General features: G+C 39.0%; 7 protein-coding genes. 1 reads left to right on the plus strand and 6 read right to left on the minus strand.

Annotation, left to right across the window (positions count from 1 at the left end):
- Positions 1-22: 22 nt before the first annotated feature.
- A complete protein-coding gene (locus ACSV5T_RS08540) occupies positions 23-8863 on the minus strand; it encodes an ESPR-type extended signal peptide-containing protein (protein WP_438320794.1) in 8841 nt (2946 codons plus the stop codon).
- Between the two features lie 628 nt (positions 8864-9491).
- On the opposite strand from ACSV5T_RS08540, the gene ACSV5T_RS08545 reads away from it, so the two are divergent.
- Positions 9492-11057, plus strand: a complete 1566-nt coding sequence (locus ACSV5T_RS08545) for a methyltransferase regulatory domain-containing protein (protein ID WP_438320796.1) — start codon at positions 9492-9494, stop codon at positions 11055-11057.
- A 155-nt stretch (positions 11058-11212) separates the two neighbouring features.
- Here ACSV5T_RS08545 and ACSV5T_RS08550 read toward each other — a convergent pair whose 3' ends face one another.
- From ACSV5T_RS08550 to ACSV5T_RS08570, 5 genes are all read right to left on the minus strand, one after another.
- On the minus strand, positions 11213-13921 hold the full coding sequence (locus ACSV5T_RS08550; RefSeq protein ID WP_438320832.1) for an S-layer homology domain-containing protein: 2709 nt from the start codon (positions 13919-13921) through the stop codon (positions 11213-11215).
- 693 nt (positions 13922-14614) lie between these two features.
- Positions 14615-15727 carry an inverse autotransporter beta domain-containing protein gene (locus ACSV5T_RS08555; protein WP_438320797.1) on the minus strand — a complete coding sequence of 371 codons (1113 nt, stop codon included), beginning with the start codon at positions 15725-15727 and terminating at the stop codon, positions 14615-14617.
- A gap of 172 nt (positions 15728-15899) precedes the next feature.
- Positions 15900-17279, minus strand: coding sequence for a YadA-like family protein (locus tag ACSV5T_RS08560; protein ID WP_438320799.1), 1380 nt, complete (start codon positions 17277-17279; stop codon positions 15900-15902).
- A 487-nt stretch (positions 17280-17766) separates the two neighbouring features.
- Positions 17767-18336: a hypothetical protein gene (locus tag ACSV5T_RS08565; RefSeq protein ID WP_438320800.1), complete on the minus strand. Its 570-nt coding sequence runs from the start codon at positions 18334-18336 to the stop codon at positions 17767-17769.
- A 359-nt stretch (positions 18337-18695) separates the two neighbouring features.
- The coding region (locus ACSV5T_RS08570; protein ID WP_438320801.1) for an autotransporter domain-containing protein at positions 18696-19632 on the minus strand (937 nt) is incomplete at its 5' end.

Below are 19632 nucleotides of genomic sequence, written 5' to 3' on the forward strand. Positions count from 1 at the left end.
CAGTTCTTACACTCACAAATGATTACATACCAAGTTTTGCCATCATAGCAGCAATTTGAGCTTTCATTTGTTCGTTTTCAGCTTTCAAATCAGATACTTCTGTTTTTAATCCAGCGTTTTGTGCTTTAACGGAAGCCATTTCTTGTTGCATTGCATAAGCAGAGCTGATAGGGCCTTTGCGGTAACGATCAGCTACAGCAGCTTCGCTATCACGGTTGCCAACTTTCCAAGTTACACCAGCGTTTGCCATCATGTGACGGGAACCGCCTGCCCAAGCTAAGCCAGCATGCATCATTGTGGACTCGTTTTTGTAATGAGCAACGCCCATTGCAATAGCGGAGTTACCACGGTAGTTACCATAACCAGCCATGATTTGAGTTGGTTCTAATGGATCGTATTGGATAGGTTTCAATGCTGCAAGAGCTGCGCCTTGTGCACCTACACGACCGATTTCATCAGTTAACTCATCGAAACGAGGGCTTGCACCAGTAGACAAGTCGTATACTTTAGCGCCATCTGTAGTTTCAGATTCACGAACACCTACGGAACCATCAGTGGATTTAACGATTGTACGGGAATCTTTCAATTGTTTCAAGTTAACCGCATCTGTATCGTTAGTACCTTTACCAAGGTTAGTAATTTTGTTACCACCCATGTTGAGGTTACCACCAGTTACGGAAAGGTCACCAGCGTTGAAGTTCAATGCAGGACCACTTTCACTGTTTCTGATAGAGTTGATACCTTTAAGGTCTTTGTTCAATTTAACAGTTAATGTATCGTTACCATCAGCTACTACGTTGATGTTACCAGCAGCGGATTGGAATGCAGCGGATTGAGCTTCAGTTACGCCTTCGCCTTGAACTTTAACAAGCGTATTCAACGCATGTTTATTTTCAGTGCTAGTGTTGTTACCTGTGAATTTCAAGCCATCGTCCATAGTTGCCACTTCACGTACGATATCTTTGCCGTCAGCACCTTTAATAGGGTTGCCGTCTTTATCTTGTGGAGTGTAAACGATACGTTGAGATTTATCAGTGCCAGCTTCTGGGTTCACTAATGTTTGTTTACCATCGTTAGTGGAGATATCAACAGATTTACCGTTGCTACCGTCAGCACCTTTAGGACCAGTCAAGCCAATGTGACCTACACCGTCTTTACCAGCGATGGATACAGCATCTTTACCATCTTTACCGATGGAAACTTTGCCATCGATACCGTTAGCACCGTCTTTACCAGAGATGGATACACCATCTTTACCAGCTACGCCATCTTTACCAGGAACACCAATGGAGTTCAAGCCGTTAAGATCTTTATCAAGACCGATTACAACTTTACCATCTTTAGTCATAGTTTTGATGTTGGAACCGCTGTAGTTACTATCAGCTTTAGTACCTTCGCCAACGATTTCAAGTTTTTCACCCAAGTTTTTGTGGATGTCATTACCGGATTGAGCACCGAAGTTCAAGCCTTTATTGCCGATAGCATCAGCAGCATTTTTAAGGTCAGATACATTTACAGCACCGTTCTTAGTATTGTTGTCACCAGCAGCTGCATCAATCTTATCTAAGAATGTATTACCAGCTTTATCCGCGATGGAGGAGCCAACATTGTTCAACTTAGTAGGAGCTGTAGTAGAGTCACCTGCACTATTCATGGAAGCGATTACATCACCTGCATTTACAACAGTGCCAGAACCATCTTTAGCTGTGTTGAAAGTACCATCTGGTTGTTTGTAAACTTTAGTGCCATCTTGTTTAGTGTATACCACTGGAATTTGAGCATTGTTTACAACACCTTGGTTATTAATCTTGATGTCATATTGGTGACCTTTAGCTGCATCATAAGTTGCAGATGTAGGATCATTTTTATCAGTTACGGAGATAGTGCCATCAGAAGATTCAACAGTTGTAACTTTATCTTTCAATTGTTTAACGTTTACTGCATCTGTATCGTTTTCACCAGCTTTAACACCTGTGATTTTCTTATCACCAGCGTTAATACCAGTCTTAGTTACAGATGGGCCACCAGTGATAGTCAAGCCATCGTTGTTAACTTTAGTATCGCCAATTTTCACGGAACCATCTTTAGTAAGATCAAGGTCTTTAGACAATTGAACTTTCAATTTGCCATTGTCGTTATTTACACCGATGTTGTTATCAGTCAATTTAGCTTTATCAGCACCACCAACGATATCTACTACGTTGTTAAGATGTTTCTTAATAACTTTAGTTGGATCAGTTTGACCGTCGTCACCAGCGAACTTCATGCCATCATCGTGAGTTGCAACTTCATGTGTGTTGCCATCTTTGTCTTCGTATACGATACGAGTCAATTTATCACCAGGTTGGCCATCAACACCAGGAACGCCGTCTTTAACGGAAATCTTAGCACTTGCGCCATCTTTACCGTCAGCACCCTTAGGACCAGTCAAGCCGATAGAGCCATCTTTACCGTTGAGTACAACAGATGCGCCGTCTTTACCGTTAACACCGATCTTACCATCAACGCCGTCTTTACCATCTTTACCAACAACTACGCTGTCAGCTTTAAGGTTTTTATCAAGTTTAACGTCGATAGTTGTGTTACCATCTGCATCTTGACTGATGATAGTTTTAACGTTTTCACCGCTGTACTCAGTATCAGCTTTAGCGCCTTCGCCTTGAACTTTCACAGTGGAACCAAGTTTATTAGTTTTCACACCGCCAGAGTTAGCGTCGAATTTCAAGCCTTTATCAATCAATGCGTCAGCTGTATTTTTAAGGTCAGTTACGTTTACCGCACCGTTCTTAGTATTGTTGTCACCAGCAGCTGCATCAATCTTATCTAAGAATGTATTACCAGCTTTATCCGCGATGGAGGAACCAACGTTGTTCAACTTAGTAGGAGCTGTAGTGGAGTCACCTGCACTATTCATGGAAGCGATTACATCACCAGCATTTACAACAGTGCCAGAACCATCTTTAGCTGTGTTGAAAGTACCATCTGGTTGTTTGTAAACTTTAGTGCCATCTTGTTTAGTGTATACCACTGGAAGTTGAGCGTTGTTTACAACACCTTGGTTATTGATCTTGATGTCATATTGATGACCTTTAGTCGCATCATAAGTTGCAGATGCAGGATCATTGTTATCAGTTACAGAAATAGTACCATCAGAAGATTTAACAGTTGTAACTTTGTCTTTCAATTGTTTAACGTTTACAGCATCTGTATCGTTTTCACCAGCTTTAACATTAACAATTTTGTTACCGCCATTATCTAAGCCATCTTTAGTCAATTTAACATCAGTAGTAGTACCACCTGCAGGAGCAGTGATTGTAACACCGTTGTTGTCAACTTTTGTAGCGCCAGTAGTCAAGGAGCCATCAGCATCCAAGTCAACGTTTTTAGCCAATTGAACTTTTAATTTGCCATTAACATTGTTAACACCGATGTTATCAGTAGAAGTCAACTTAGTTTTATCTGCACCACCGATGATATCGACAACGTTGTTAAGATGTTTCTTAATAACTTGTGCATTTGTATCTTGGTTTGCTTGACCATCGTCACCAGCAAACTTCATACCATCATCATGAGTTGCTACTTGATGTTCGTTGCCATCTTTATCGTTGTAGAAGATACGAGTGATACCATCAACACCGTCTTTACCGTCTACACCAGCTTTACCTTCTTTAACAGTAATATCAGCAGTTGCATTTTTACCATCTTTACCAGCAGGGCCAGTCAAACCAATGTGACCTACACCATCTTTACCGGAGATAGATACTGCATCTTTACCATCTTTACCAGTGATACCAACTTTACCATTGTTACCATCTGTACCAGCTGCGCCAGTAGGACCAGTAATGGATACGCCATCTTCGCCGTCCTTACCATCTTTACCATTAACAACTACTTTATCCAAGTTAGTTAAGTCTTTGTTTAATGCATAAGTGTAAGTTTGGTTACCATCTTTACCGATTTCTTGTTTTACAGTCAAGTTTTTACCTGCACCGAAGTTTACAGTTTTGCCACTTGCTACTTCAGTTTCAGTTGCATTGGAACCGTCTTCAAGGTTACCAGTTGCATTAGTTTTGAAGCTGTAATTATTACCAGCTGCAGGAATGTTCAAGTCGGAGAAGTCAATAACTGCTTTAGTATCAGTTACAGCTTTACCATTGCCATCGTTATAAGTCAATGTAACTTTCTTAGTACCTGCATCATATTTGTATACGTTTTCAGTACCGTTAACTACACCGCCTTTAGCTTCAGTGCTACCAGCTTTAACTGCTGTAGGAGCGATGTGCAATTCAGAAGCTTTCAAGGAATCATGTGCAGATTTCAATTGATCTTCTGTAGCTGCTTGACCGGATACGATATTGTTAGGATCGAATGTTTTGTTAGTCAAACCACCGATATTACCAGTTTTAGCATTCAATGTGATAGGGTTAGTACCACCAACTGTTACTGTTTCGTTAGGACCGAATGTGAGTTTACCAGAACCAGCGCCATTTGTGATGGAGTTGATATCTGTTAAGTCACCTTCAACGTTGATTTTGTATGGATCAGCGTCTGTACCAGTACCAGTCTTAGTAGTATTTTTACCGTTTTCAATTTTTGCTAATTTAGCATTTACAGTGTAAGTTTTTTGACCTGTAGTTGCATCAGTTGTATCAGTAACAGTTACGTTGTCACCAGCTTCAACTTTAGAACCAAGACCAGTGATCACTTTCTTACCGTCATCAGTGATGTTGGAAAGATCGTTTTTAGCGATGCCAGTAATTTTAGCTTCTTCACCAGTAACTGGTTTACCATTGCCATCAACGTAAGTCATAGTTACACTACCGTCGTTTTGTACAGCATAGCTACCAGGTTTGATGTGTTTTTCATCATCAAGATTAGCTACTTTCTTAACAGTTGTGCCACCATCAGTGCTATAAGTGATACGGTCGCCATCTTTCTTAATGGAGATGTTGTCATTTTTGTCGCCAAGTTTAACTTCTTTAGTTGTTACGCTATCAAGATCTTTAAGGTCTTTATCAAGAGCGTATGCAACCTCTGTATTACCTGCTTTGTCGTTAGTTTGAGTAACAGTTAAGTTTTTACCAGCTTGCATTGTAACGGATTTACCGTCTGCAATGTTTTGAGCTGTGTCACCAGCATGTGTACCTTCTGTAGCAGAAACTGCACCAGATTTCAAGTTCCAAGTAGATGCTGTGCCAGCAGCTGCATTTACATGTAAGTCATATGTTACTTGATCGCCATTTGTTGTTTTATTAATTGTTACAGAGTTGTCGTTGGAAGTAACAACTGTACGAGCTGCTTTCAATTGATCGTAGTTAACAGCATCTGTGCCATCAGTACCAGGAGCTACATTAGTAATTTTCTTACTACCAGCATCAATACCAGTTTTAGTAACAGATGGACCACCAGTGATAGTTACGCCATCGTTGTTAACTTTAGTGTCACCAATTGTTAAGGAACCATCTTTAGTCAAATCAACGTTTTTGTTCAAGTCATATTTAACTACGCCATCAGCTGCTACGGAAGCTGTTGTATTGGAACCGTTTGTGAAGTTTAGACCTTTATCCAACTTAACTTTTTGGTCACCAGTACCATTAGCTTTGTAAGTCAAAGGAATTTGTTTAGCTGCTTTATCACCATCGAATTTCACTTCGTATGTAGTGTTATGGTTTGCATCATCTTTCACAGGGTTAACAGTGATAGGGTTATCTGCATCAGCTGTGTAGTTACCACCAGTAGTTGTACCACCGTTGTTAACTGTTACTGCTTCACGAGCTGCATCTTTAACAGCATTACGGGAAACATTAACTCCGTATTTAGCATCTGGATCACCAGAGTTTTTACCGTTTTCAACAGTAATATCAGCCATGTTAGTATCGCCAGCTGCAGCAGCTTTTTTAACTACGCTTTCAGTAGAAGCAGCACCAGCTGTAGTATTTGCAACAGCTACTTTATATACTGTTTTATTAGGATCAGTTGTATCTTCAGTTACTGTAACATTGTTAGAACCAGAAGCTACTTCAAATTTATGGTTCAATTTAGCTTTTGCATCATCGGACAAGTCAGCTACTACATCTGTACCAGAAGCAGTTGTTTTGATGTATTGACCGTTGTTAGCACCAACTACACCGAAGCTCAAACCACCAGTTTTATTGAATTTTTGAGTATCTGTGTTACCAGTGTTACCTGCTAATTTAATTGTGTTGTTGAAGCCATCGCTTACTTTTTTCAATTGGTCTTCAGTTGCTGCACGACCAGAAACAGGAGTTGGGTTAATAATATCCCAATCTTTGTTTTGTAAGCCAGTTACATAACCACCTTTACCATCTATGGAAATAGGGTTGTCGCCTTCAACTTTTACAACTTGATCACCAGCGAAGGAGATTTTACCAGAACCAGTACCATTTGTAATGGAAGAGATATCTGTCAAGTCACCTTGTACATTTACTTTGTACGGAGTAGCTGCTGTGCCATCACCTGTTACAGTAGTATTTTTACCACCTTCAACTTTAGAAGGATCTGTGTTACCAGTAGCACCAGTAGAGCTTACTGTGTAAATATCATGACCATCTGTTGTATCTTGAGTCTTAGCAACAGTTACGCCATTACCAGCTTTAACTTCTGTCTTAGCGGATTTCAATTGTTTTACGTTAACTGCATCAGTATCGTCTGTACCAGGAGCTACATTAGTGATTTTGCTACCACCCATGTTAAGTGGGCCGCCAGTGATGTTGATGGAGTTGCCACCAATTGTCATTTTAGGACCATTGTCAGCATTAGAAATAGATGTAATACCTTTCAAATCGCCTTCTACATTAACTTTGTATGGATCGTCTTGAGTACCTTCACCAGTAACTTTAGTATTTTTACCATCTACAAGTTTAGTTTTAGCGTCTTTTAATTGTTTTACATTAACTGCATCAGTATCGTTTACACCAGCTTTTACATTAGTAATGTTTTTATTACCAGCGTCGATACCAGTTTTAGTAACAGATGGACCACCTGTGATTGTTAAGCCATCGTTATTAACTTTAGTATCACCAATTGTTAAAGAACCATCTTTAGTCAAATCAACATTCTTGTTCAAGGAGTATGTGAATTGTTTATCAGTTTGGTCTAATACAATGTTTTTACCAGCACTCAATGTTACAGTATCGCCAGGGCTTACTTTTTTGGATGCTTGAGTACCTGTTACGCTACCACCGTTATTGGAGGAAACTACGTTCCAACCAGATTCGTTGATTGCTTTTGCAACATTGTCAGTTGTAGCAATGCCATTTGTAGTAGGCGCTACTGCTTTACCATTAGTATTAGTAATATCAGCACCTATTTTAGCTTTTACTGTAACACCATTTTTATCAGCAGATGTAGAAATAAATGTAGGATCATCACCTTTAATTTTCAATGTACCATCATCTAACAATACATCGCCATTGCCAGTGTCACCAGCGTATTTCAAGTTAACGCTTCTTAATTGAGCTACGTTAACAGCATCAGTATCATTAGTACCTGCAGCAAGACCTGTAATTTGACGAGTTGCAGTAGCACCGTCACCTACGGAAACAGCTGCCAATGTGGATGTTTGTGCAGTACCAGCTAAACCAGCATATTTATTTGTACGAGTTTCTGCAGGGTTAAAGCCTTTAACACCTTTATCTACAGTTGCTTTAGACTGAGAACCAAGAGCAACGCCATCTTTTACAGATGCAACAGATTCTTGACCTAATGCAGTCGCACTTTCAGCAGTAGCATTTGCCTTAAAGCCAAGGGCAGAGGCACCTTTAGCAGTTGCTTGAGAAACACCACCTACTGCAGTAGAAGCAACGCCTGTAGAAGTAGATTGCATACCAATGGCAACGGAACCTAGTTGAGTAGCTGTTGTTTTATATCCATCACCATTGCCACCAAGTGCAACAGCGCCAGAGCCTGTCGCTTCGGAGCGAGCACCTAACGCAACAGCAACATTAGCAGTCGCTTTAGTTCTACGGCCAATAGCTACAGTATCTTGTGCTGTTGCTTCATTTTCACGACCGATAGCGATCATTGTGTTACCTGCAGTACCACCAGAGTTTGCAATGTTATTTTGACCAATAGCGATACCACCACCAACGGATGCAGTATTGCTAGTACCTACTGTAATAGTATCTTCTACTGCAGAGGTATTGCCATAACCAATAGCTGTAGCATTTTGACCAGATGCAGTGTTACGAGCACCAAAAGCTTGAGAGTTTTTAGCAGTTGCTTTAGAGCCTGCACCAACCGCTGTAGATTCAGTACCGGTTGCATTAGCAAGTGCACCAACACCAACTGCCATATGAGCATTAGCTTTTGAATAAGAACCCACTGCAAGAGCATATGCATCTTGACCACTAGTTAATGCTTCAGAATATGTGCCAATAGCGATATTATCTGTATTACTAGCTTTTGCCACATTACCTACTGCAATTGTATTTCTACCAGTTGCCTGAGATCCTACGCCAATTGCAGATGCAGCAGGACCAGTTGCTACGTTTTGGTTACCAAGAGCCATAGATGAATCTTGATTCGCCACATTGTTAGCACCATAAATAACATGACCGTTACCACTACCACCAGTTGTTCTATTTTGGTAACCAACTACAATAGAGTTTGGAGTCACAGAGTTAGAACCATTATATGTGCCATTCGGTGAAATATTAACTGAACTGCCTCCCAACCCAACATCAGCATGCACCGGTGTACCTGCTGTAGCAGCTACCATAGCCAAACCAGCTAATACGCTAGCAAGAGCTTTTTTCTTACCACCATTGTTTTTTGCAACTTCGGAAACTACTACGTAGCACTCTTTAGTTTTGCTCCAAACAACTTTAAAGATTTTATTCATATTACTATGAACCCCTTTCTTAACTAGACACAATTACAATCCTTATAATTAAATCATTTAAATACAAAAGAACGAAAAGCCTAAATTTCCCATACCTTTACGCCTTTCTGAGTATCTTTCATATTTCTTTCATTTTGTGTCATGAACAGAATATCATATATCGAAAATGTTGTAAATACTTTTCTTCATGTTTTTATCATAAACAGCAAAGTTTGTTGTCAAAACCTTTATTTTGTTAAACAAAATTTAATATATGAGTGTTTTTTTACTCATTTTTTCTGTGTTTTATACACATTTTATAAAATATAATCTATTTATTTCAATGCAGTTCGGCATTTATCGATAACTACATTAACTATAGTTATAAATAAACGTTTAATTGATTTATGAAGATTGATTTTTCTCAATTTCAAACCTCATTTATATATTATCTATAAAATATAGATCACGAAAAACATCTATATGAAATTATCCTATCTTTTTATAGTCCATTTCACTAATTTCTCATATTTCAATTTATAAATGAACAAATCATGAGATTTTACATTATATATAATAGAAATTATGATATACTAAATCATTATGAGGACCATTTTACGAATATTAGTTATAGAGGGGATATATTCTAATGAGTAAACAACACATTACTAGTGTAGATCAATCTAAAATTAACGACCTAAAGGAATCTTACGACGATTTTCTATACGTATCAAAACCATTTTACAATACATGTATTACATCTTTAATGGCAAAAGCTCTTATTTATGGCTTAAACCCAGTACCAGTTGAAGACGCGCGCGTATTAGAGTTGGGCTCTTCTTGCGGTGGAAATATCATTCCCCAAGCCCTATATAATCCAACGACTACCTTTACAGGTATCGACCTATCCCCTACTCAGGTAAAGCATGGGAATGAATTAATTGAATCCATGGGGCTAAAAAATATTACATTATTAGAAAAAGATATTATGGATATTGATGATTCATTTGGTACCTTCGATTACATTATCGTCCATGGTATTTGGTCTTGGGTGCCTGATGTGGTAAAAGATAAAATCCTTAATATTTGCAGTCGCAACTTATCTGATCGTGGTATTGCCTATGTTTCATATAATACGTATCCAGGTTGGAAACGGTTAGAGCAATTGCGGGATATTATGTTATATTCTGAAAAACATGCACCTAACGACTCATTACAAGAGCGTACGGTCTACACAAAAAATGTATTAAAACTCATTGCAGAAACAATGAAGCTAGATGAACGTTCCCAACAAATTTCTGATTATAAGATCAAAAACATAAATCGTGTAATCCAATCTAACGATTACTACGTTGGTCATGAATACTTAGAAGCTATTAATGATCCTGTATATGTGTCTGAATTTATTGAGCGTGCTCAACAACAAGGTTGCACTTATATCGGCGACGAAACTTTAAATCGTTCTTTTATCACTTGGCTCGATAGTGATGTAGAAAAAAATATTAGAACATTAGCTAGAGATAGCTACATTGATAAGGAGCAGTACTACGATTATGTGTATGATACTCAGTTCCGCATGGCCCTATTAACAAAGTGTAGCAACGAAGATAAAATTTCCCATGACGAAAGGGTTGAGAAGAAAGTACTAGATACACTATACTTCAACAATGCATTAGATGAAGAGCCTGGTGTTCCTCCAGAGTGGACCAATGTTATGCACATTAGCATTCAAGAATTAATGGATACAAAACGACCATTCAATGTAGCAGATATAATGAAACATATTGAAGAACACCATCCTGATTCTGAAATCGATACTGATGCTATGTATAGACGTTTATTCCATCTTGCTATCGTTGGACATGTCAACACGTATGCTAAAAAGTATGATCAATTACCGTTTGTGGAAAATGAAACCTATATTCCAGAGCATTTCATAAACTATGTATCCACCCTGGTTGAAAAAGGTGGCTATCAATACATGTGCCTTGGCAATATGTATAATCAAATAGACTATTCTGTTGATGAAGGTTTATCGTACGTCATGAAATTGATGGCAAAACCAATTTCTCGTCAAGAATTGATTGATACTATGAACGAAAACATGACCGTTGAAAGAACAAAAGATGATGGCACTAAACACATTGTGTCCTCTGAGCAATATTTAAACGAGTCCATCGCGCACATTCAATCACTAGGTTATTTTGCCAAATAAAAAGAATAGTGAGCCTTATATAACAACAAAAAGGAGTAACTGATATAATCAGTTACTCCTTTTTATATTCACTACTATGCGCCCTCGGGGTGGAGTTGAGGTATGCATAGTAGTTACTTATTAAGTTGTGTGAACACTATCAATTAATAGCATCTTTATTTTTTGTTAACACGAACGCGTTCGATTGTTGGTTCACCTTTAGCATTTTTCGCCACTGTATCAACACGGAACAATGCCATTTCAGGGCTGAATTCAGTTACAAGGCGATCGTTAACTGTTACGCCGTCTTGAATTGCACGGTATACGATTTGAGCAAATTCATAACGTGTTAACATGCGGTCACCACCGAATGTACCATCTGGATAGCCTTCTACAAGACCACGGCGGGATAAATCGCTTACAGCTTCATATGCCCAGTGATTTGTAGGGATATCTGGGAACAATGTTGTGTGATCGGCTTTCATCTTAGTACCAGCAACGCCGTTCAACAATGCAGTCAATTTTTGAATTTGAGCATTTTGTTCAGCTACAGTTTTCTTAAGGGCTAATACTTCTTTGCCAATCGCTACACGAGATTGAGATACACCGCTATGAGCCCCTACTTTCACAGATAAACCAGCATTGAATACTGTTTCATCACTGCCTACAGTAGAACCTACGCTAAGTTGTACGTCTTCGTTAGGACGGTAGAAAGCGCCGATAGCTGCCGCATCACCACTGTGGTAATGACCATAACCTGCAGCGAAGTCCCATTTAGCATCTGGGTCGAAATCAAGTGGATGCAATGCTGCTAACGCTGCTGCACCTGCTACAGATTTATTGACGCGTTTATCCATCTTGGATAAGTCACCTTTGATATTTTTGATATCATTTGTATTTTTAGTGATATTTGTTGTGTTATTTGTAATTTGGTCTGCAATATCGTCTGCAAGAGATACCTTGTAGTCGTGAGTATTACCATTTACAGTTGGTGTTACCTTAATATGGTCACCAGCTGTTACAGTTGTAACACTAGTAGATGCTGCAATTTGATCTTGTACGCGTTTAAGTTGAGATACATTAACCGCATCAGTATCTGCTACACCGGCTTTTACATTGTTAATGATTTGATCGCCAGCGCTGATACCAGTTGTAGTGTAGTAAACTGTTTTGTCCCCTTCACTTGCGTACATACCGTATTTATCGAATTTTGCTTGTTCTAAGGTATCTGTATTTTCGATTTGAACACCCTTAGGTGTAATACCGATATTTTCGCTACCGTTAAAGAAGCGAGCGCTATCTTTATCGATACGAGCACGAACATCGTCAGTTGCTTTACCAAAGTTAACAGAGTTCATCTCTACTAAGTCTTTATTTACAGCTACTTTGTATTCAGCACCGCCGTTTGCATTTGTACCAGCTGTAACAGTTGTATTATCTCCTGCCACTACAGTAGTATGTTTTTTAGCATCTGCCTCAACAGTAGAGATTTTAGTTTCTACCTTTTTTAGTTGTGCTACGTTTACTGCATCAGTATCATTTGTACCAGCTGCAACAGATGTAATTTGACGTGTTACATCATTAGCTACATCGCCAACGGCTACAGCAGATGCTGTCGCTTTCCATGTAGAACTTGTATCAGTAGATGCTGCTTTGGTGCTGATATCATAACCAGCTGCACCTTTATCTACGGTTGCGTTGGATTTATAACCAAGGGCTACACCGCCTTCAACAGAAGCTTTTGCATCATAACCGATTGTTGTTGTATTGGCAACAGATCGAGTTTCGCTAGAAGAAAGACCACCGATAGCAATTGTATTATCAGCAGTTACAATATGGTCATTACCCATCACAATATTATTAGACGCATTAGTAATTGTATTATTGTACCCAGATACCTGATTCAATTTTGCAACATTGCCAGCAGTCCCTGTAATAGTATTATTAACACCTGTCATTGATGTTAATTGTGTATAATCGGCTTTATTACCGCCACCAATAGCTAAGGTTGAACCACCAGATTTATTATCCTTTACTAATTTACGCATATCTTTTGCTAAATCAGTTACCGAGGATGGACCACCAAAAGCAGTTGGTGTTATTGAACTAGCATCTATATCAGTAACAGAGTTAGTAATTTCATTACCTGCACCGAAAATCAAAGAACCATTAGAATTATTGGTTCTATTAGCAGTACCAACAACAGTATTGCTTAATCCAGAATATTTACTAGCTGCTGTAGCGGACTCAATAGAGTTTAAAGAGCCATTAATAGTAGCCCCATAATTTTTAATTGCATTAGCAGAATTATTGCCATCATAATTACTGGAAATAACATTTAAAGCACCTGTAGTAGTTGCGACAGTACCATTGGTAAAGCTATTCGCTCCCACTGTTGTTGAGTATACGCCTAGTCCAGCTTTACGCTTCTCTGCATATGTATCTGTGTTGACAGTGATATCACCAATTTTCCCACGATAATTATGGGACCCGACCATGGTACCACCACTTCTAACATAAGTATTATCGCCTACTGCTACACCAGTAACAACTTTATCTGGTTGTTGTGGAAGACTTCCCAAACCAAAAGTATTAAAAGTAGTTTGATTAAATGCAAAGAATTTGTCTTGTTTCCCAATCGTATTTTCTACATACGCATTCTTACCGACAGCTACTGAGCCGGATTGATCGTAATAACTATGAGTTGTTGCATTTTCGCCGATAACGACATCACCATTAACTTTAGCATAGCCAGACCCGCCAGCATAATTGGTATGTGCACCTTTACCGATAGCAACTACTCCATCTTTTTGAGCACTAGAGCCGGTGCCAATAGCTACGCCACTACCTGCGCCAGCTACATTATCTGCAGCATTAGCTACCATACATAAACTAGATAGCAACACACCGTTAATTAACAAGGTTAATAAACGTTTCCGTTTGTTCATAATTTAGAACCTCCATTTACAAACTACAAAACCTATCATTCTCTCTTTGCATTAAAATTCACTTTTTATTCATGAGTCTTATATGAATATTGTAGCACGTATACGTATTTTGTAAACAGTAATTTATATATCTATTAAGAGAATATAAAAAAGGTAGTTAATCAACTAGGATTAACTACCCTTTTTGAGTAAGAGGAAGGCGAACCTCTTACCATCGCCGCATGATTTAAGTTTGTTATTAAGAGAGAGATTTTGAAGTAAATTCACCACAAAGATTATTGAATCGTTGGAGAGTAACTAAGATGAACGGGCGATCACACGGCATCAAAAATAAGATAATAACTATATAATACATTAACATATAAGCTACATAACGTATTAAATATAAGTTACATAATAAGATATAAGTTACTCATTATAGTAGTATATGTCTACATAATAAGATAATGGCTTTTTATAAAAGCCATTATCTATAAAGAACAATTGATATTAACACTAAATTCCCTTACCTAGAGTATATCACTTATATAGCAACAATAGTAGATGATTTTTCATTTAATTTTCATTAAAATTATATGAATGAAAAAGATAGCATTACTATTCAATTTGTGTATTCAGTTATCAAAATTATTACTCAACAAAAATCGTATTAGTACGTCTTACAAGATTGAGCATTTTATCACGAACCGTTGCAGATTCTTCTAAACGGTGCTTGCCACCATACCAAGCCATTGGAGCGCCTGCTAAGCGGAAGGTAATCTTACCATATACACCGCCAGAGCTGTGTTCCGGTTTGTTATAGCCCATATCGACAGACACACGTGGTGTGAGCTGTAACTCAGAGCCAACGCGCAAACCATTCTTATCGGCCTGACGTTCTTGATTCCAATGGTATCCTTCTACATAAACTCTAGCCCAACGAGCATTTTTGAAAGTCTTACCATATTCAACAGTATAACCATTGGCCACCCGTTCCAAGGTATGTAAATTTACATCTAGGACGCGTTCATCAGAAGCAGAACCGTACCAGTTGAAGCGGAACTCGCTTTCACCAGACATATATTCAAGGCCTGCACTGAGTCGATTATGACGATTCAAGAACCGGTGGTCATAGAATAGATGTGCCCCATAAAGGCGACGATCATCCTTGGAAATACGACGATACCCGACGCCTACGTTGAGGGTTGTCCCTGTGTCTGAGGCACGAGAAATGCGCTGCTGCGTAAACCACACATCACGAGACGAGTTATCGTAATGACCTAAAGGTTGAACAGTCTCCACCGAATAGAGCGGCTTCCACCCTTCTTGGAACTGAAAACTCAATGTAGTGCGTCGCATCCATGGTTTACCTTTAGCACCGTACATCGCATTGGACACATTAGACATTGCCACGGCATTAATGGCGCGGTTCACTGCATCCACATTGCTATACTGCACGGTCTTAGTATCTTGACGATCCATGACGAGCGGACCACCTTGGCCAATCACATGGTCTGGCGTAGCAGCAGGCGTAATGTGAAAGCCTTCAGATGCAGTCTTCATACGCGCTGTTTTTTCATCGGAGTTTACCTTACCCTCAGTATTTACATGAGTCGCAACATCTATATGAGCCGATGCCTTTATAGAACTATCTGTTTTAGTAGACACTACGCCCTTATCTGTATGTAATTGTTGTTTTTCTGCCTCAGCTGTACCCACACAACACAATAGAGCGCTCAAGGCGATACACACAATACGTTTCATTACTCTCTACATTTAAAATTCATGAACAACAAATGAAATATGTATAAGTGTATCTAATAATGTATATGCATGTCAAGACAAGTAGTCACTAGAAACGTATTATTTTACTATTATATGTATATAAAAAAAGAGGTAATAACAATGTTATTACCTCTTTCATATTCTTGAAACCCTATTTTTCATTAAGTTTTTGCACAAGCATATCTACTGTTTCTTGTAGTTTTTTGTTTTGTGCTTCTAGTGTATCTACGCGTTGTTCTAATGCGTTATAGGATGCAGGGGAAATCTTAGCAAGTGTCTTATTTTCACCGAATTTATAGGACACGCCTACATTGGCCATCAAATCACCACTTACAGTTGTACCTGCAGTGAGAAGTAGGTTTTCTTTTGGATAGTAACCTACGCCAAGGGCCAATGCATTTTCGCCTTTATAGTGACCATAGCCACCCATAACTTGAACCTTGTGGTCTGGATCAAATTGTAGTGGATGTAATGCAGCTAGTGCTGCAGCACGAGCATCACCGCGGTTGGATTCTTTTTCCACGTGGCGCACATCGCGGTGCAATACATCAATTTGTTGGTTTGTGCCATATAATTGGGATCCGTTAACTGCATCTGTAGAGTCCGCAGTAATACGACCTGCCGCTACATGAGTAATGGTGCGTTCTTGACCGGCTGCACCAACGGATACAGTAGACACAGGAGCCGTACCAGCGAATTTTTCAGTAACACCATTATTATAAGTATAACTAGGAGTGCTCACTACATCACTACTTTCAGCAGTAGAATTATTACCTAATACAACGGCATTATCTAGCGATGTTTTCACATTATTACCCACTACGAATGTATTATTCGCACTGACTTGGTTATTATTACCCACACTGTAGGAGTTATCCCCCTTAACAGTATCTACATTATATGTACCTACACCAAAGGCGCCAGATTGGTTGCCTTCAATCTTGTTATATGCACCAATAGCGGAGTTCTTATCACCTTTAAAGATAACGCCATGGCCCATACCATAGTTAAAATCACCATTTACAGTAGAGTTAGAACCGATTAATACAGTATTATTCCCCTTACCACCGCCAGCTTGAGATGCACCGAGCCATACGTTTTTATTACCTTCAGAGCCAGCTCCTGCAAAATAACCTACCGCAATTGTATCCGAAATAGTTGAGTTATAACCTGCTGCAAAGTTACCTAAAAAGTTATAGTCACCTTTACCACCTACAAAGCTCTTAGCACCTAATGCTACATTACCGCCACCTTGAGAACCATTCAGGGCAAGACGGCCGATGGCAATATTATTACCCTTTGCATTTGGATCCCCTGTATGGGAATATGGATCGCTGTTAGCCGCCCCAGTTTGACCACCGAGATGTACATTGTCTGAGTTGGTGAAAGATGACCAACCTTGTAGACCAATGTTATAAGTGGCACCACCAGAGGAAACAACAGGAATATCTGCTGCTTGTACCAAGCTAGAAGAAGATATGGTTAAAACTCCGAGTACTGCTAATAATTGTAGTTTCTTTGCGTGATTCATAATCATACGCCTCCCTTGTTATACTACAAAATACTTCCCCTTCATATTACCCTCATGATTACTACGATTAAATTATACTGCTATCGAAAAAATATGTAAATAACATAAATAATAATTCATAAAGGGGCAGATTAACCAATACAATTAACAAACAAGCCCCCGCAGGAATGAATCCTACGGGGGCCATTTGTTTTAGTACGACCTATAGCTTACGAGAAAGAACATAGTATCCAAAAGGATTGTAATTGCTTTGTATCTAGGAGTAATTGCATATACCTGAATACTATTATGTAAATTTATGTATAGTATGTAAGGGCTTACCTATATATAAACAGCTATAAGGTCATGGAATTAGTATAGTACTATTAAAGCCACTATTATGTGATTTATCTCACATTCTCCAGAAATAAAGTAACCATAAAAACTAAAAGAGGCAACGGCTTTTACCGTTACCTCTTTCATAAGTATAAATTTATAATTATACCGATTAGCGGATGCGTTTAACGCGGTTGTTACCATCGCGCATAGCTTGTTGCAAGCTGTAGATTACCATTTCGTTCATGTAGAAACGCAATTCATCGTTAGACATGTTAGCTGTATTCTTTTCAAGAATTGCCAAGATTTGGTTTTCATATTCAGCTTTGTTCATGTCAGACACAGTTGTGTGATTTTCGAAGAATTCTTTGTAATCTAAGTACAAGCGATCTAAAGCTACGCGAGCATAGCTATCTTTTTTATAGCGATGGCTTGTAATGTACCAGTCACGACGAACATTCATGTAGTACAACACGTTATTAGTATAACGTTGTTGGCCAGACATTACGCGATTGTCGTCTTTGATTAAAGCATTGCTCATTCCCAATTGGAATGCTGCAAATTCAGATACTACAGATTTTACCTCTTCGCTAGGTACAGCAAGAGAAATTTCTTGTTGTTCTGCAGTCAAAGGAGCCGCAGGTTGTTCAGGCATCATCAAAGGATCTTGTGCCGCGTGTACTTGGCCAGCAACACATACAGAAGCAATTGCCATAATAGGTAATAATTTAATTAGTTTCATAAGTCTCCTCTCTCGAAGTGCCCTCCCCAGAGCTACTTCATTTATCATGTAATAGATATTATCTCTTGAGGAACTTTTATCCCCATAGAGACCCCCATACTAAGCATGGTAAATTTATTAATACAGTGTGCTTCAATCAATAATGATTCTAGTAGCTTACATTTTCATTAGTATACACGATATATCGTATTTCGTCTATATAGTTTTTCATTAAGGTTAGAAGAAAAATGCATAGGTGGCTATATAGTTAGTTCTATGCTCCATACAATAAAAGCCTCCTAATAATAAAGTCACGACTCTACTATTAGGAGGCTATATATGTTAGCTATTGTACAAAAGATTATTTAATAAATCTACACTTAGAACTTATGTGTGAAACCAGCATTCACGCCCCAGTCTGCTTGGTAGTCACCAGACAAACCTGTAGCAACGTCAGCAAATACGCTATTGTTGCTATTAAAGCCATAACGGCCACCGAAGGCAAATTCAGTCCAAGTGCCTTTGAGATCTTGTTCTGTTAATTTCACAACACTACCGCTAGCGAATGCAGTTTTTACATTGCCTGTGAAAGCATGACCTGCAGCAAAGCGTGTATAGATATTGCCACTACCGAATTGTTTACCCAATTCAAGGCCAAGCTTACCAGAAGTGCTATTCACACCAGATTGGTTAACGGACACATTTCCTACATTGAAGTTACGACCACCGAAGTGTGTGAAGTTCAATTGCGCTTGTGGTTCTACATAGAAACCATTAGCGTATTTCAATGTTTTGCCATAGCGAACACCGATGCTATATGCATTGGATTTTGCATCGCCAGACATAGGGTCACCAATTTCATTACGCGCTGTGAAGTCATTAGATACACGACCTACTTGCGTTTCTACATGTACATATTGATCCTTACCAAGGTCTTTCAAACCATAAGCACCAACAGAGAAGGATTTAACCTTGCCAGAGCCATCGAATACATAGTCTTCAGAACCACGAAGGTAGGATACTTGACCACCTACAGTCCAGCCACGGCTGATTTTAGCATCATAACCACCTTGGATGCGTGTATAATCTGTAGCTGTGTCGATACCACTGCCAGAGTAGCTGTATTTACCACCACCGATGCGAGCCCAAATACCTGTTGGCTCGCCTTGTTGCAATACACGAGGGCGATACATATCGTCAGCTAATGTACGCCAAGCATTGATATTACCTACTACAGCAGAACGAATACCACGCATATGAGGTGTATCGTACGCACCACGAATAACAGGATTAGGATTTACTGGCGTAACTGGCTTA

It is taken from the genome of Veillonella sp. ZSJB6, from assembly GCF_051549505.1.
Classification (GTDB): Bacteria; Bacillota; Negativicutes; order Veillonellales; family Veillonellaceae; genus Veillonella.

What these genes read in the sequence shown, in the direction of transcription:
- ACSV5T_RS08565 (WP_438320800.1), bottom strand. Translation starts at nt 18,336, where the DNA reads ATGAAACTAATTAAATTATTACCTATTATGGCAATTGCTTCTGTATGT.
- ACSV5T_RS08555 (WP_438320797.1), bottom strand. Translation starts at nt 15,727, where the DNA reads ATGAAACGTATTGTGTGTATCGCCTTGAGCGCTCTATTGTGTTGTGTG.
- ACSV5T_RS08560 (WP_438320799.1), bottom strand. Translation starts at nt 17,279, where the DNA reads ATGAATCACGCAAAGAAACTACAATTATTAGCAGTACTCGGAGTTTTA.
- ACSV5T_RS08550 (WP_438320832.1), bottom strand. Translation starts at nt 13,921, where the DNA reads ATGGTAGCTAATGCTGCAGATAATGTAGCTGGCGCAGGTAGTGGCGTA.
- ACSV5T_RS08540 (WP_438320794.1), bottom strand. Translation starts at nt 8,863, where the DNA reads ATGAATAAAATCTTTAAAGTTGTTTGGAGCAAAACTAAAGAGTGCTAC.
- ACSV5T_RS08545 (WP_438320796.1), top strand. Translation starts at nt 9,492, where the DNA reads ATGAGTAAACAACACATTACTAGTGTAGATCAATCTAAAATTAACGAC.